Source organism: Dactylosporangium sp. CS-047395 (genome assembly GCF_050942185.1).
Taxonomy (GTDB): domain Bacteria; phylum Actinomycetota; class Actinomycetes; order Mycobacteriales; family Micromonosporaceae; genus Dactylosporangium.
Window position 1 is genome coordinate 8,009,633 of sequence record NZ_CP192015.1, and the last position, 14,844, is coordinate 8,024,476.

Consider the following 14,844-nt stretch of genomic DNA (forward strand, 5'->3'; position numbering starts at 1 on the left):
GATCGCTGACGGTCATGGATGCTCCTTCCGGAAAAGGCATCGCCCGGACGGAGACAACCGAAACGCCGGTACGACGGCCGCTTCGAGGGGAGCCGTCACTCCTCGGCCAGCAGGCGTGCGGTCGGCAGCCGGCGGAGTGACCGTACCGGCAGGATCGCCGCCGCCACCGCCAGCACCGTGCCGGCGAGCGCGGCGATCGCGGCGGTCGTGTACGAGACCGGGCTCAACTCGGAGCTCAGCAGCGCGGCCGTGCCCAGGGCGAGGCCAGACCCGGTCGTCGCGCCGAGGATGCCGATCGCGAGCGCCTCGTACGCGGCCAGCCGGGCCAGCGGGGCGTCCGCCCAGCCGACCGCGCCGAGCAGCGCGAACTCGGCCGACCGTTCGCGGATGTTGACGTACAGCACGTCGGCCACCGTGGCCGCGCCCAGCAGCGTGGTGAGGGCCGCCGCGATGTAGTCGGTGCTCTGGACCTGCACGGTGATCGCGTCGCCCAGGACGGTGCCGGAGACGGTGCCCCGGAACGTCAGGTTGATGATCAGCAGGAGGGTCAGCGAGGCGGTGCCGAGGGCGAGGCTCACCGCGCCGAGGACGGTCCGGCCGGGGGCGCGCAGGACGTTGCCCAGGGCCAGGCCTGAGACGCGGCGGGGCACCCGGGCGTGGCGGACCAGGGCGACCGCGGGGCGGACCGCTGCCCCCGGGTCGGCCCGGGTCGCCCGCCAGGCCGGTGGCAGCGCCGCCAGGCCGCTCAGCAGCAGCGCGGCCGGGACCGAGAGCAGGGCGTAGTCGGCGCCGAGGGGTACGCCGAGCACGCGGGACAACGTCAGCGCCAGGATGGTGCCGAGCAGGCCGGCGACCGCGCCGACGGTCACCGATTCGCCGATGACGAGGGCGAACAGCCGCCAGCGGGCCCAGCCCAGGCAGGCCAGCACGCCGAGTTCCGTGGCCCGGGTCCGTACCGCCGCGCTCGCCGCGTTGCCGACCGCGAGCGCGCACGCGATCAGCACCAGGATCGCCAGGACCAGCGACTTGCGGTCCACGGCGGCCACGATCGTCGTCGCGACCCCCAGCCGCAGCCAGTTCTCGCGGACCGCCATCGCGGGCCGGCCGTACTTCCCGGGCGGCAGCTGCACCGCGACGCCGGCCGCCGACGACCCGCCGACGACGTCGACCCGCAGGCCGGTGCTCAGATGGATCTGGTCGGCGACGGCTCGCACCCGCTCCTGGGAGTACGCGTCGATGCCGACGTCGCCGGCGACCCGGACGCGCACCATCGAGATCGGCGCGGCGCTGTTCACCCCGTGCGCGGCGTCCACGTCGGTGTAGGGGTCGCGCTGCAGCCTGGGCAGCGCCGACAGCGTGGTGAGCAGGTGCGGGCGCTGCCCGAGCGGCCCGGCGAAGCCGGTCGTCGGCTGCAGGATCCGGTCGCCGAGGGCCTGCTGCGCCGCCGGGTCGGCCGCGGTCGCCTCGGCCCCCGCGTACAGGTCGAAGGGCGACCGGGAGAGTTGCGGGCCGAGCCGCACCTTGGCGGGGTCGTAGACGCCGACGCCCCGCAGGAAGGTCCGGTCCTTGTCCGAATCGTCGACGCCGTGCCGGACAAGGCTGCGGACCGGGTCGTCGGCGAGCCCCACCGGCAGGGGCCGGCCCTGCGGGTAGGCGTGCGGAACCTTGCCCCATTCGCTGCCGTTGTACGGCACCACAGCGGCGGTGCGGCCGGGGCCCGTCAGCGTCATGGCGCTGGTCGTCCACCAGTCGCCGATGTCGGACGTGCCGAGCCGCGGCGTCTCGAGGCTGTGCGCGGCGGCCGGGTGCGCGATCGCGTCGAGCAGCGTCGGGTACACCTCCTGCGCCGTGTAGGTGCGCGAGCTCAGCGCGGTGGCGGGCATGGTCTCGTAGTAGGGCACGGCATTGTCGAGCCGCATCCCGGCGCCGGTCTTGTCGGCCGCGTCACCGCCGAGCCGCGCGATCTCGACGTGCAGCTGCTGATCGAGGTCGAGGCGGCCGGAGGCGAGGACCGGGATGCCGGCGGACTGGTCGGACTCCGGCAGGTACGCCCCGGAGGTCACCGCACCGTCGAGCCCGTCGAGCTTCGCCTCCTGCGCGGGGTCGACCGCGGCCAGCAGCAGCGGCACCGGGAACAGCAGCTGGACCTGCGCCCGCCCGACCGTGTTGGCGCTCGACGCCGGGTCGCGCGACCAGCAGCGGGCCTGCGTGCGGTCCTGCGGTGCGAGCGGTTTGACGTTCTCGAAGTAGCCGGTCTGGTGCTCGCACACGGTGGTCACGCCGCCCGGGCCGTGTTCGTGGATCTCCGGCATCTTCGGGAAGTCGCCGTCCGTGTACATCTTGCCGATGACCACCGGATCGCCGGGGATGTACTCCAGGTTGTTCGGCGTGACGTAGAGGTACTGCGAACCGTCGGGGATGCTGCTCAGCCCGCTGTCGCCGACGGCGGTCGGACGCAGCCGCAGCACCTGGCGGCCGTCCGCGGCGCCACCGGCGTACTCGGTGAGGTCGACGGTGATCTGCGCCGTCTGCATCACGTACCCGACCATCGCGACCGGTGCCGCCACCGACACGCCCTGGATGTCGAGGATGCGCCGCCACTGGGCCGCGCTGATCCCGCCGTACGTCGAGCTGACCCGGTCCGTGTCGATCAGCCCGTCGTCGTCGCCGGCGGCGGGCGGCCGGACCAGGATGTCGTACATCGGCCGGAAGTTGTCCCGGACGGTGCCGGTGACGCGCACCTGCGAGCCGCGCGAGGCCGACGCCAGCAGGGCGAAGCTCGCCACGGCGACGGCGACGGCCGCGATGGTGGCGACCAGCCGGCCGCGACGGAAACGCAGCTGCGCGCGGATGAGCGAGATCAACGGACCCTCCAGAAAGCCGCCACCAGGGCGCGGAACACGACCACCGCCGCCGCGGCAGACCACGCCGGGGCCGTCACCGGGCCACCAGCCGGCCGTCGAGCATCTCGACCACCCGTTCGCACTGGGCGGCGATGGCGGCGTCGTGCGTGCTGAGCACGATCGTGATGTGGTGCCGCTCGCGCAGCCCGAGCAGCAGCTCGAGGATCGCGCGGCCGGTGTGCGAGTCGAGGTTCCCGGTCGGCTCGTCGGCCAGCAGCAGGCGCGGGCGCGTGATGAGCGCACGGGCGATCGCCACCCGCTGCTGCTGCCCGCCCGACAGCCGCGACGGCAGGGCGCTCTCCCGGCCGGCCAGGCCGACCGCGTCGAGCAGCTCACGGGCCCGCTCGGCCCGGTCGAAGCCCAGGTTGCGGTAAGGCAGCACCGGCACGAGCACGTTGTCGAGGGCGGTCAGCGCCGGCAGCAGATGGAAGCGCTGGAAGACGAAGCCGACCCCGCGCCGGTAGACGGCCAGCCGGCTCCGGCTCGCCGCGGTCAGCTCCTGACCGTCGACCGCGATCGAGCCCGAATCGGCCCGTTCGATCGCGCCGATCAGGTGCAGCAGCGTCGACTTGCCGGAGCCGGACGGCCCGGTGAGCGCCGTCAGACCACCCGGCTCCAAGGTGAGGCTCACTCCGTCGACCGCGGCGAGACGCTCCCCGTTGCCGAGCAGGAACGTCTTCACCACCTCGCGCAGGACGACACCCGCCCCGTCCGTCGCCGCGGTCACGACGGGTAGCCGAACAGGTGCAAGCAGAGCGTCACATAACCCACCGGTCATCTCCGTCCCGCGCCGTGCGCAGGCCACCACGATCAACCGGGCCCCCGCTCCGCCCTTCGACCCTTCCATTGATTTCCATCTAATGTCAAGACGCAAAATAAGTGTCGCCCCGGCGTTTTCGTCGCCTATTGCGAGAATTCGCTGCTTTGGCATGACGGGTCGTTGACAACGAGGTTTCCATTCCAGCACCATGCTGAGAGCGCTCTCACGGCCGCCAACGTGAGGGCTCGATCAGGCGATCCGCCAATCGCACCACCTCTGCCCCTACTCTCGAGAAGGGCACATTCACCGTGGAGATTCGACAAGACCGCACACCCCGCCCGCCCCGCGTCCGCCGCCTCATGGTCCTGCTCACCGCGCTCGTCACCGCACTCGCCGGCAGCGCGGTCATCCAGCAGCAGCCCGCGCACGCCGCGTGGAACCTCGTGTGGGCCGACGAATTCAACGGGTCCGGCGCGCCCAGCAGCGCCAACTGGAACTACAACGTCGGCAACGGCCTCAACCCCGGCCTCAACGCATTCGACGGCTGGGGCAACGGCGAGTGGGAGTGGTACCGCCCCGAGAACTGCACGCAGTCCGGCGGCAACCTCGTGATGCGCGCCAACTGGAACACGACGCCGCTCACGGTCAACGGCCGGAACTTCTACCAGACGTCGTGCCGCATGACGACGGACACGAAGCGATCCTTCCAGTACGGCCGGATCGAGGCGCGCATGGCGCTCCCGACCGCCACCGGCTCGTGGCCGGCGTTCTGGATGCTCGGCGACTCGTGCGACGAGACGTCCACGAGCGCCTACAACCCGGCGCAGACCTACTACGACCGCCTGCCCACCAACTGGGCCAGTTGCGGCGAGGTCGACATCATGGAACACGCGAACGCGAACGCGACCGTCACGAACAACATCTTCTGGGATCTGCGGACCGGCGTGTTCCCGTGGACCGCGGGTCAGAACGCCAACTACGTCGCGAACCCCGCCGTCAACAACGCCGCCGCCTTCCACGTCTATGCGATCGAGTGGACGGCCGCGCAGATCCGCTGGTACGTCGACAATGTGCAGACGCACGTGATCGACACGACGCCGGCGACGCTGGAGGAGTTCCGCAAGCCGTTCCACGTCATCTTCAACCTGGCGCTGGGCGGCACGTACCCCGGGCAGAATCCCGTGCAGAGCCAGTTCCCGCTCACCGCATCGATCGACTACGTGCGCTACTACCAGGACGGCGGCGGTTCGACGGGCGGACCGGCGACGCAGATCAACGGGCCGGGCGGCAAGTGCGTGGACGTGGCCGGCAACGACACGGGCGGCAACGGCGCGGCCGTGCAGCTGTGGACGTGCCAGGGGTCCGCTGTTTCGAAGGACCAGCAGTGGAGCTGGGACGGCCAGACCCTGCGGACGCTGGGCCGGTGCCTCGACGTCACCGGTGCGGGTACGGCCAACGGCACGAAGGTGCAGCTCTGGGACTGCAACGGCAGCGGCGCCCAGACCTGGGTCCAGGAAGGCAACCGGTTGCGCAACCCGAACTCCAACCGGTGCCTGGACTCCCCGAGCGGCTCGACGGCGGACGGCGCACGGCTGCAGATCTGGGACTGCAACGGCACTGCCGCACAGTACTTCGTGAAGGCCGCGTGACGGCCGGCCGAAGGGCCCGCTGACGGTCAGGGCGCGGGAGCGGACCGGCTCCCGCGCCCTGCCCGCGCCGGCCGTCGTGCTACCCGGACAGCACCGAGATCCCGCCCGGGGTCTCGAAGATGGCCAGCCGTACCGTGCGGACGTCGGCGTGACCGTGACAGCGCAGGGCGGCCTCGAGGTCCTCGACGGTGAGACCGCAGCGGCGCAGCGCCCGGTGGTCGATGTGGCCGTCCCGGACCAGGACCCGCAACGGCGGATCGATCAGCCGGCGCAGCGGCCCGGCGAACCGCAGCCGCGCGACGATGCCGTGCGCGGCGAGCAGCGCCAGCAGGGCCGCGGCCCCGGTCGTCCAGGCGGTGTCGCGGGCGGTCGCAGTACGGCCGATGATCGCGCCGACCGCGGCCGCCACCACCCAGTCGAACGGGGCCAGGCCGGCCAGGGTCCGCCGCTGCGAGAGCCGCAACGCGACCGCGGCGACGACGAACAGCGCCAGCGCCTTGCCGGCCGCCACGGCGGCGGCGTCGAGCGACCCGAGACCCACCCGGCGGCGCTACCCCTCAACCGGGAGGTGAACCGCCCCGCGCAGGAAGTTCAGCAGGATCGCGGCGAACCGTTCGGGCTGCTCCTCCGCCGGGTAGTGCCCGCAGCCGTCGAGGACCACCTCGGTGACGTCGTCGGCCGCGAGCCGCATGGTCTGGGCGGCACCGGCGGCGCTCCACAGCGCACCGCCGACGGCGAGCACGGGCAGGGTCAGGCGGGTCCGGCTGCGCTGCTCGTTCTGCGCGATCGTCCGGTCCAGCGCGCGGTAGTACTCGAAGCTGGCGCGCAGTGCGCGCGGGTCCCCGGCGATCGCGTCGACGTAGACGTCCACCGCGCCGGCCGGGATCGAGGTCGGCGTGGCGGCCTTGGTGGCGAACTGCCAGCCGAAGAAGAGCCGCTCCCGGCCGCGGACGAGTTCCTCGTTGAGGTCGGTGAGCCGGTTGAAGCCGAACTGCCAGAGCTTCTGGTTGACCGCGGCCGGGCTGAAGGCCGGTGGGGACGGGGTGAGGCCGGGGATCAGCGCCTCGACGATGGCGAGCCGGCCCACCCGGTCGCGGTGATCGGCGGCCAGCGCGTACGAAATCCAGGTGCCGATGTCGTGGCCGGCCACGTCGAACCGGTCGTGGCCCAGCGCGGTCATCAGCGCGGCGAGGTCGGCGGCGAGGGTGCCGGCGTCGTACCCGTCGTCGGGCTTGTCGGAGAGCCCGGACCCGCGCGAGTCGACGGCGACGACGGTGTGCTCGCGACCCAGCGTGGGCATCACCTCGCGCCACGCGTACCAGGTCTGCGGCCAGCCGTTGACCAGCAGCAGCGGCGGGCCCTCACCGCCGGTGACGGCGTGCAGGCGCAGCCCGTCGACGTCCACGAGCCGGCTGGTGAACCCGTCCGGCAGCCACATCCTGGAACGATCGGTACAACTTGTCATACCGGCACCATACACATCTTTGAACGATCGGTACAAGACGGGTAGACTGACGACCCATGGCGGGTCGCAAGCAGTTCGACGTGGACGAGGCGCTCCGGCGGGCGATGCTCGTCTTCTGGCAGTGGGGCTATTCCGAGGCCTCGATCGAGCGCCTGAGCGAGGGCACGGGCCTGGGCCGCGGATCGCTCTACGCCACCTTCGGCGACAAGGGTGCGCTGTTCCGCCGGAGCCTCGCGCGGTACGCGGAGACCTACCACCCGCTGTACGAGCGGGCCCTGGCCGGCTCCCACCCGGGTCCGGGCGCCGCCGTCGCCGCCTTCCTGCGGGTCACCCTCGACCGGATCGCCGACCCGGCGGTCCCGGACGGCTGCCTGCTGACCATGTCGGTCGCGCAGCTGCCGGCCCTCGATGCGGAGAGCCAGGCAATGGTTCGCGCCACGGTCGTCCGGCTGCGGACGATGCTGGAACAGGCGCTGCTGGCGGCCGGGGCCGGCGAGCCCGGGGCGGCCGAGCTGGCGCTGCGCACGCTGGCGACGAACAAGTCGCTGGCGGTCCTGAGCCGGGCCGGGTTCTCGCCGGAGGACCTCGCCACCGTCGCCCGCGTCCCGGAAACGACCTGACGCGGGCTCAGCGGGCCGGTGCGGTGCGGTCCAGGACCAGGGAGCGGGCCTCGGCGAGGCCGATGGCGAGCGCGCCCAGCAGCACAGCGTCGGCGCCGAGGGTGGAGACCTCGATGCGCGGCGGCCGCAGCGCGACGAGCGTGCGCAGCCGTTCCGTGAGCGGGCCGGTGAACACGTCGCCGAGCTGGCTGCCGACGCCGCCGCCGAGGACCACCAGCTCCGGGTCGAGCACGGCGGTGATGCCGACGAGGGCGTGGCTGACGTGGTCGACCTCGCGGGACACGGCCAGGCGGGCGGTCTCGTCGCCGGCGCGGGCGGCGTCGAAGACGTCCTTGGCGGTGACCGCGTCGGGCAGGCCCAGGCGCTTGGCCAGGCCGACGATGCCGTCGGCCGAGGCCACCGACTCGAACATGCCGCGCGGGCGGGCGGCGGGCTTCTCCAGCAGCGGGTCGCCCTCGCCGATCGGCAGGTAGCCGATCTCACCGGCGGCGCCGCGGAAGCCGCGGTACAGGCGGCCGTCGATGATGATGCCCATGCCGGTGCCGGTGCCGATGGAGACGTAGACGAAGTGCCGCACGCCCCGGCCGAGGCCGTAGGTCGCCTCCCCCACCGCGGCCAGGTCGACGTCGTTCTCCACCACGAAGGTCTCGCCGCCGATGCCGGCGAGGCGTTTGACGCTGCCGCGGCGGTCCCAGCCGGGGAGGTTGGGCGCGAGGTGCAGGGCGCCGGTGGCCTTGTCGTGGATGCCGGGGGTGCCGAACACGGCGAGCGTGATGTCGTCGCGGGTGATGCCGGCCTGGCCGGCGAGCTCCTCGGCGAGGCGGGTGAGCTGGACGACGAGATCACGGGCGCGGGTGCCGCGGGACGGCTCGTCCTTGCGGGCCACGATCGTGCCGACCAGGTCGGCCAGGCCGACGCGGACGTAGGAGCGGCCGACGTCGACGGCGAGGACCCAGCCCGCCTCGGGACGCACCTCGTACAGCAGCGCCGAGCGACCGGCGGCGCCGGCGCGGGTGCCGACCTGGCGCAGCAGCCCGGCGCGCTCGAGGTTGGTGAGCGCCACGGCCACGGTCGGCTTGGACAGGCCGGTGTGCTGGGCGAGCTCCGGGCGCGACACGGTGCCCAGCCGGAAGGTCTCGGCGAAGACGGCGCGCTCGTTCATCACCCGTAACACGCTGGTCGTGCTGGCGGTGTTCGTGATCTGCACACGCACCAGCCTGCCATATCAACTTAGGAAGGGTCCTTCATCAATTTCGTAAAGGACATTGCCAAACGGCGGGCGGGTGGTCGAACATGCACGCAGTACCTCCGAGGAAAGGTGCCCTCCGTGAACGCAAGATGGTTCGTCGCAGTCGTGGCCGTCGCGGCCACCGTCGTCAGCGGGTGCGGCGGCAGCACCGGCGGCAAGTCCGGCGGCGGGGACGCGCCGACGATCGCGTTGTTCCTGCCGGAGTCCAAGACGACCCGCTACGAGGCGTTCGACCGGCCGCTGTTCGAGGCCAAGGTGAAGGCCCTGTGCGCGGACTGCAAGCTGCTCTACGCCAACGCCGACCAGGACGCCGCGAAGCAACAGCAGCAGGTCGAGGCGGCGCTGGCCCAGGGCGCCGACGTGCTGGTGCTCGACGCCGTGGACGCCAGCGCGGTGGCGTCGCTGGTCAACCAGGCCAAGCAGAAGAAGGTCCCGGTCATCGCCTACGACCGGCTGATCTCCGAGATCAGCTACGAGTACTACGTCTCCTTCAACAACGTGCGGGTCGGCGAGATGCAGGGCCAGGCCCTGCTGGACGCGCTCACCAAGGCCGGTACGACGGACAAGGGCAAGATCGTCATGATCAACGGTGCGCCGACCGACCCCAGCTCGGCGGATTACAAGACCGGCGCGCACAAGGTCCTGGACGGCAAGGTGCAGATCGGCCGGGAGTTCGACACCCCGGACTGGAGCCCCGACAAGGCTCAGCAGGAGATGGAGCAGGCGATCACCGCGCTCGGCCGGGACACCGTCGTCGGGGTGCTGTCGGCCAACGACGGCATGGCCGGCGGCGCGATCGCGGCGATGAAGCGGGCCGGCTACCCGGCGCTGCCCCCGATCACCGGCCAGGACGCGGAACTCGCGGCGGTGCAGCGGATCCTGACCGGCGAGCAGTACATGACCATCTATCTCGACATCCGCCAGGAGGCCGAGAAGTCCGCCGAGCTGGCGGTCGCCCTGGCCAAGGGCGAGAAGCCGGCGGCACCCACGAAGGTGGCCAACGGCACGGCCGACATCCCGGCGTTCCTGCTCGACCCGATCGCGGTCACCGCGGACCGGATCAAGGACACGATCGTCAAGGACGGGTTCTACAAGGCGGCGGAGATCTGCACCGGCCCGGTCGCCGCAGCGTGCGCCAAGGCGGGGATCCAGTAGTGCTGACCGCTTCGAGGATCAGCAAGCGGTACGGTGCGGTCCAGGCTCTGGACGGGGTGCGCCTGGACCTGCCGCCCGGCGAGGTGGTGGCCCTGGTCGGCGACAACGGCGCCGGCAAGTCGAGCCTCGTCAAGGTGCTCTCCGGCGTCGTCACCGCGGACGACGGCGTGATCGAGCAGGACGGCCACCCGGTCCGCATCGCCGGCCCGCACGACGCGCAGCGGCTCGGCGTGTCGACCGTCCACCAGGACCTCGCCCTCTGCGAGAACCTCGACGTCGTCGGCAACCTGTTCCTCGGCGCGGAACGGCGCCGCTGGACGGTGCTCAGCCACATCCGGATGGAGCGCGCGGCCCGCGACCTGCTGTCCTCATTGGACGTTCGCATCCGGGACATCCGGGTGCCCGTCGCCGCGCTCTCCGGCGGCCAGCGCCAGTCCGTCGCCATCGCCCGCGCACTCGTCGGCGAACCGCGCGTCGTCATCCTCGACGAGCCGACCGCCGCCCTCGGTGTCGAACAGACAGCCCAGGTGCTCGACCTGATCCGGCGGCTGCGCGACCGGGGCCTGGCGGTGCTGGTCATCTCCCACAACCTGGCCGACGTGCGGGCGGTCAGCGACCGGATCGTGGTGCTGCGGCTGGGCCGCAACGCCGGCGAGTTCCGCACCGCGGACGTGACCACCGAGACCGTCGTCGCCGCGATCACCGGCGGTGCCGCGTGAAGGCGCTGCTGCGCACCGACCTCGGGGCCTGGCCGGTCGTCGGCGGCCTGATCGTCATCGCCGCCGTGTTCGGCTCGCTCAACGGGCGCTTCCTGTCCGCGGAGAACCTCACCAACCTGGCCCTGCAGATGGCGGCCACCGGCACCATCTCGCTCGGGGTCATCATGGTGATCCTGCTCGGCGAGATCGACCTGTCGGCCGGCTCGGTCAGCGGCCTCAGCGCCGTGGCCATGACCATCCTGTACGTGCACCACGGCTGGCCCCCACTGCTCGCGGTCGCCGCCGCCCTCGCCGGCGCCGCGCTGATCGGCCTGCTGCACGGCTGGATGTTCACCAAGCTGGGCATGCCCTCCTTCGTCGTCACCCTCGCCGGCCTGATCGGCTGGCAGGGGCTGATGCTGTTCCTGCTGGGCCGCGGCGGCACCATCAACCTGCCGTTCGAGGGCCTGCTCGCCGGGCTCAGCGACACCTGGCTGCCGCCGTGGGCCGGCTGGCTGCTGGCCGCCCTCGTCGTCGCGGGCTGGACCGCCGGCTCGGTGGTCAACCGGAGGCTGCGCCGCGCCGCCGACCTGCCGGTCACGTCCGGCCCGTGGCTCGCGGTGCGGCTGACCGCGCTCGCCGCCGTCCTCGCGGGAGCGGTGCTGGTGCTGTCGGCCGATCGGGGCGTACCACTGCTGCTGGTGCTCTTCGGCACGCTCGTCGTGGGCCTGGATCTGGTCCTGCGGCACACCGTCTTCGGCCGCCACATGTACGCGGTCGGCGGCAACGCCGAGGCCGCACGCCGGGCCGGCATCAACATCACCCGGATCCGCCTGCTGGCGTTCATGGCCGCGTCCACCCTGGCCGCGTTCGGCGGGATCCTCGCCGCCAGCCGCCTCGCCGCCGTCAACCAGAGCTCCGGCGGCAGCGACACCCTGCTCATGGCGATCGCCGCGGCGGTCATCGGCGGCACGTCGCTGTTCGGCGGCCGCGGCCGCGCCTTCGCCGCCCTGCTGGGCATCCTCGTGATCCAGTCGATCACCAACGGCATGCTGCTGCTCAACGTCGACTCCTCGGTGCGCTACATGGTCACCGCCGTGGTGCTGGCCATCGCCGTGGCGATCGACTCGCTCGCCCGCCGCGGCCGGCCCCGGTGAGGCCCGAGGTCCTGGCCATCGACTTCGGCGGCACGAAGATCGCCCTCGGTACGGCGGCCGCCGACGCCCTCGACGCCCGCCCGCTCCGCGCGACCCGGCTGCCGACGCGGGGTACCCAGGGCGCCCTGAAGGTCGTCGAACGCACCCTCACCGCCGCCCGGGAACTCATCGGCACCCCGGCGGCGGTGGGCGTCTCGACCTTCGGCGTGCTCCGCGACGACGTGATCCGGCTGGCCCCGAACGTCCCCGGCTGGGACGGCCTGCCACTGCCCGAACTGCTGCGCACCGAGTTCGGCGCCACCCCGGTCGCGATCGACAACGACGTCAACGCCGGTGCCGCCGCCGAACTGCGCTGGGGCGCCCTGCGCGGCGTCGACGTCGGCCTGTACGTCAACCTGGGCACCGGCCTGGCCGCCGCGCTGGTGGCCGGCGGCCGGGTGCTGCCCGGCGCCCACGGCGCGGCGGGCGAGATCGCCTACCTGCGCGACCGCGCCGACGCCCCCGCGTTCGCCGACGGCCACGCCCCGCTGGAGGAGTCGGTCTCCGGCAGCGCCCTGGCCCGCCACGGCTCGGCGCTGCTGGGCCGGCCGGTGACCGCCGCCGAACTGTTCACCCAGCGCCACGTCCCCCCGGTCGCCGCGCTGCTCGACGGGGCGGTGGACACGCTGGCCCGTACCATCGCGAATCTCTGTGTCGTCTTCGACCCGCAACGGGTCGTCATCGGCGGCGGTCTGATGGGCGCGGCCGGGCACATCCTCCCGCCGGTCGCGACCGCCCTCGCCCGCTCGGTCCCGTTCCCGCCGGACCTGCGGGTCGCCGCCTTCGCCGACGACGCGCCGCTGGTGGGCGCCCTCGCGATGGCGCTGGCGCTCGCCACCGACCCTATGTAGCACAAGGCCGCCGACCTATGTAGGATAAGCCGCCATGAGCCCGCCGTTGCGGATCACGACCACCCTCGTGCAGGTGCTCGAGGTGTTCCTGGAGGACCCCGCCGCCGAGCGCTACGGGCTGGACGTCATGCGCGTCACCGGCCTGCCGAGCGGCACGATGTACCCCATCCTCGTCCGCCTGCAGGGCCTCGGCTGGCTGGAGGCGCGCTGGGAGGACATCGACCCGGTGCGGGCGGGGCGGCCGGCCCGGCGCTGGTACCGGCTCACCCCGGACGGCGTCCAGGGCGCCCGCGCGGAGCTCGCCGCGTACCGGCAGCGGCACGCCCCGCGGCGCGGCACGGTGCGGCCGGGGCTGACATGGGACTCCTGAGCCGCATCATTCACGCCTGCCTGCGGGCGGGCGGCCGGCGCTGGCCGGCCGAGCTGCGCGACCAGCTGACCCAGGAGTGGCGCGCCGAGCTCGCGGCCCTCGAAGCGGAGCCGCACAGCGGCTGGCAGCGGTTGCGGTTCGCGGTGAGCCTGGCCACCAACCCGGTCTCGTACGACGAGCACGGCCTGCCGAGCAGCCGCCGGGAAGGCCGCCGGGTCCCCGGCCGGCTCCTGCGCGCGTCGGCCTGGTTGCTGCTCGCGGGCGGGTTCGGCCTCGGGCTCTGGGCCGCGCTGAACATGCTGCTGGGCTTCGTGCTGATGGATTCCGCGGCCGGCCACGACGACGCCTGGTTCGTGCGGCGCGGCTTCGTCGTCGCCGCCCTGGCCGCCGCGCTCACGTCGGCCTACGCCGCGGCGATCGGCCGGTGGCTCGGCGGCGGCGCCACCGGCGGCCGGGACGCGGGCCGGTGGGCGCGGGCCGGTCTCGCATCCGTCGCGCTCGGCGCGGTCTTCCTCGCCTGGACACCCGGCCTGGCGGGCGGGTTCACCGGCAACGGCACGCGGCACGTCCCGACCATGGTCGCCGTCTGGGTGCTGGTCACCTTCGCGGCGGCCGTCGTCGCGCCCGGCCGCGTCGCCGCCGGGCAGGTCGGCCTCGGCTGGGCCGCGGGCGTGGCCGGGGTACTGCTCGCGGCCGTCCTGCCGGTGGCGGCCGCGATGCCGCGCACGACCCTCGGCGGCAGCGCCGCGGCCCGCTGGGAGCTGGCGGTGCTGGCCTGCCAGTTGCTGCCGTCGGCCGTGTGCGCGGTGGCGTTCGGATAAGGCGCGGCCCGGCTGCGACCGGCCGGACCCGTCCCGGACGACGCTCTCGCGACCGCCACCGCCATCGCCGCGCCGCCGGAGCCGGTCGGCGCGCTCCGGCACCGGCGGCCGGCCGCCGCGCAGGTGGTCCTGGCCGTGGCGGCCGCGAGCGTCGCCGGGCTCTGGGCGACCAACCTGTGGACGGGCAGCAGCAATGCCAACTGGGCGCGGGACCTGCGCTGGGACGCGATCGTCGCGCTGGTGCTCGCGGTGGTCGCCTGCGCCCGCGGCCAGCGGCGGGTCACGGCGGAGGCGCTCCTCGGCGGGCTGGCCTGGCTGGCCGCCGACATCGCCCTCGACCGGGCCGAGCTGTCGCACGCCAGCGCCCCGCTCGCGGTCGTGGCGGCGTCCGTGGCCGTGCTCGGCTGCTACCGCGGCATCGCCCGCCGGGGCGCGCCGCACCGCGCCACGCTCCTCGTCGCGGCCGGCGTCGCCGCCGTGCTGGCCGGCGTGAACCTGCTGGCCGAGCCGTCGTCGGAGGCCACGTTCCAGGTGGGCAGCGCGGTGGTCAGCGGCGCGCTCGGGCTCGTCGCGGCCGGGGCGGCGGTCGGCGCCGTGTCCCGGGTCTCCCGGTTCCGGTTCGCGGCCTGGGGCGTGAGCAGTGTGGCGGCCGTCATGACACCCTGGCTGCTGCGCGAGGGGCACCTGCCGCACGTGCTGGGCCTCACCGCGCTGCTGACGGTCTGCGCCATGATCCTGGCCGGCCCGCGCCCGCGGCGGCTGCGGCACTGGCTGCGGTACCCGGCCGCGGCCGCCGCCGCCCTGCTGGTGCTGCCGCTGGCCGGGCTGCCCGCCATGATCGCCGTCAGGTTCCTCGAGATCGGCCCGGTGTTCACCGCGCTGGCCGGCCGGACGACGAGGCCCGACGCGTTCGACGACTACAGCCTCACGATGCCGGCCATGGTGGCCGGGCTCGTCCTGGGCCGGCTGCTGGTCCCGCTCGGCCGCAAGGTCGAATAGCCGGGCGCCGCCGGGGCTGGTAGGAACGAATCGGACGTCCCGGCCGGCCGAATGTGATGTGGACGAGGCCGGCAGAGGTGGCGGTCGGCGGGCGGAGGGGGCATCGTC

Annotated in this window: 14 protein-coding genes; 9 read left to right on the top strand and 5 right to left on the bottom strand. The window is 73.4% G+C overall.

The window, feature by feature from the left end; genetic code table 11:
* Nucleotides 1–95: 95 nt before the first annotated feature.
* Both ACQP00_RS37715 and ACQP00_RS37720 read right to left on the bottom strand, forming a co-directional pair.
* Entirely contained in the window at nt 96–2,864 is a 2,769-nt protein-coding gene (locus ACQP00_RS37715) for an FtsX-like permease family protein (protein WP_433205386.1), read from the bottom strand.
* Between the two features lie 73 nt (nt 2,865–2,937).
* On the bottom strand, nt 2,938–3,507 hold the full coding sequence (locus ACQP00_RS37720; RefSeq protein ID WP_433224134.1) for an ABC transporter ATP-binding protein: 570 nt from the start codon (nt 3,505–3,507) through the stop codon (nt 2,938–2,940).
* Between the two features lie 464 nt (nt 3,508–3,971).
* Between ACQP00_RS37720 and ACQP00_RS37725 the strand changes: the two genes are divergently transcribed.
* Nucleotides 3,972–5,312 (top strand): ricin-type beta-trefoil lectin domain protein, encoded by a 1,341-nt coding sequence (locus tag ACQP00_RS37725; protein WP_433205388.1) that lies wholly within the window; start codon nt 3,972–3,974, stop codon nt 5,310–5,312.
* A 79-nt stretch (nt 5,313–5,391) separates the two neighbouring features.
* On the opposite strand, the gene ACQP00_RS37730 is transcribed toward ACQP00_RS37725, so the two are convergent.
* Both ACQP00_RS37730 and ACQP00_RS37735 read right to left on the bottom strand, forming a co-directional pair.
* Complete coding sequence (locus tag ACQP00_RS37730) at nt 5,392–5,853, bottom strand: DUF421 domain-containing protein (RefSeq protein ID WP_433205391.1); 462 nt, start codon at nt 5,851–5,853, stop codon at nt 5,392–5,394.
* Between the two features lie 9 nt (nt 5,854–5,862).
* Nucleotides 5,863–6,750 (bottom strand): alpha/beta fold hydrolase, encoded by an 888-nt coding sequence (locus ACQP00_RS37735; RefSeq protein ID WP_433205394.1) that lies wholly within the window; start codon nt 6,748–6,750, stop codon nt 5,863–5,865.
* Between the two features lie 83 nt (nt 6,751–6,833).
* Here ACQP00_RS37735 and ACQP00_RS37740 point away from each other — a divergent pair, with 83 nt between their 5' ends.
* Nucleotides 6,834–7,397, top strand: a complete 564-nt coding sequence (locus ACQP00_RS37740) for a TetR/AcrR family transcriptional regulator (protein ID WP_433205397.1) — start codon at nt 6,834–6,836, stop codon at nt 7,395–7,397.
* 7 nt (nt 7,398–7,404) lie between these two features.
* Here the strand turns inward: ACQP00_RS37740 and ACQP00_RS37745 are convergent, their stop codons facing one another.
* Complete coding sequence (locus ACQP00_RS37745) at nt 7,405–8,604, bottom strand: ROK family protein (protein WP_433205400.1); 1,200 nt, start codon at nt 8,602–8,604, stop codon at nt 7,405–7,407.
* A 120-nt stretch (nt 8,605–8,724) separates the two neighbouring features.
* On the opposite strand from ACQP00_RS37745, the gene ACQP00_RS37750 reads away from it, so the two are divergent.
* The 7 genes from ACQP00_RS37750 (at nt 8,725) to ACQP00_RS37780 (ending at nt 14,736) form a co-directional block, all read left to right on the top strand.
* Entirely contained in the window at nt 8,725–9,801 is a 1,077-nt protein-coding gene (locus tag ACQP00_RS37750) for a sugar ABC transporter substrate-binding protein (protein ID WP_433205403.1), read from the top strand.
* A complete protein-coding gene (locus ACQP00_RS37755) occupies nt 9,801–10,520 on the top strand; it encodes an ATP-binding cassette domain-containing protein (RefSeq protein ID WP_433205406.1) in 720 nt (239 codons plus the stop codon). The genes ACQP00_RS37750 and ACQP00_RS37755 overlap by 1 nt, the downstream gene beginning before the upstream one ends.
* Nucleotides 10,517–11,656, top strand: coding sequence for a sugar ABC transporter permease (locus tag ACQP00_RS37760; protein WP_433205409.1), 1,140 nt, complete (start codon nt 10,517–10,519; stop codon nt 11,654–11,656). Before ACQP00_RS37755 ends, ACQP00_RS37760 begins: the two co-directional genes overlap by 4 nt.
* Complete coding sequence (locus ACQP00_RS37765; protein WP_433205412.1) at nt 11,653–12,546, top strand: ROK family protein; 894 nt, start codon at nt 11,653–11,655, stop codon at nt 12,544–12,546. The genes ACQP00_RS37760 and ACQP00_RS37765 overlap by 4 nt, the downstream gene beginning before the upstream one ends.
* 34 nt (nt 12,547–12,580) lie before the next feature.
* The gene (locus tag ACQP00_RS37770; protein WP_433205415.1) at nt 12,581–12,916 is read left to right on the top strand and encodes a PadR family transcriptional regulator; all 336 of its coding nucleotides are present in this window, start codon (nt 12,581–12,583) and stop codon (nt 12,914–12,916) included.
* Nucleotides 12,904–13,737, top strand: coding sequence for a hypothetical protein (locus ACQP00_RS37775; protein WP_433205418.1), 834 nt, complete (start codon nt 12,904–12,906; stop codon nt 13,735–13,737). Before ACQP00_RS37770 ends, ACQP00_RS37775 begins: the two co-directional genes overlap by 13 nt.
* A 135-nt stretch (nt 13,738–13,872) precedes the next feature.
* Nucleotides 13,873–14,736 (top strand): hypothetical protein, encoded by an 864-nt coding sequence (locus ACQP00_RS37780; protein WP_433205421.1) that lies wholly within the window; start codon nt 13,873–13,875, stop codon nt 14,734–14,736.
* The last annotated feature ends 108 nt before the right edge of the window (nt 14,737–14,844 follow it).